The 483-nt window shown below is 62.7% G+C and carries 1 pseudogene; it reads right to left on the bottom strand.

Annotation, left to right across the window (positions count from 1 at the left end):
• A pseudogene (locus EXE42_RS19815) lies at nucleotides 1-398 on the bottom strand (hypothetical protein); the annotation flags it as partial.
• Between the last annotated feature and the right edge of the window lie 85 nt (nucleotides 399-483).

The raw sequence follows: 483 nt of genomic DNA, 5'->3' as shown, positions 1-483 counted from the left end.
ACTGGGTACTCAGTCGACACGCCTCCGTCTGACGGCGCGCGAGCTGTTCTGGTTGTCGTGGAGGGCTCTTTCGCCGTCACGCTCTCGTTCCAGATCCGGTTGCCCGCCGCGTCGGTGCTTCCGTCTGAGCTCGTCGTGTCGGTTCTCCTGTTCGGGCTCGGTTCGGATCCTGCTCCGGCCGCGTCAACCGTGGTCTGCTCCGTGCCGCCTCCCGTCGGACTGTCCTTGACCGATTCGTCGTCCGTTACACTTCCCCAGACCGATTTGTCGTCCTCCGTTGAACTGTCCCAGACTGATTCGTCGTCTGTCGGTCTGTCCTCAGTCGGTTTGCTGTCTGTAGGCCCACTTCCGATCGGTTCACTGTCTGTCGGATCCCTCTCGACCGGTTTGTCGTCCATCTGCGCGCCGTTCCACAGCCGACTGCCGCTGTTCGATCCTTCTGAGGCATTGCTCGCTCGCGACGCGGACGGGCTTCGATCGGTC

This window comes from Halorubrum sp. SP3, assembly GCF_005435195.1.
In the GTDB taxonomy this organism is placed as follows: Archaea; Halobacteriota; Halobacteria; order Halobacteriales; family Haloferacaceae; genus Halorubrum; species Halorubrum sodomense.
This window is presented reverse-complemented; position numbering and strand designations above follow the sequence as displayed.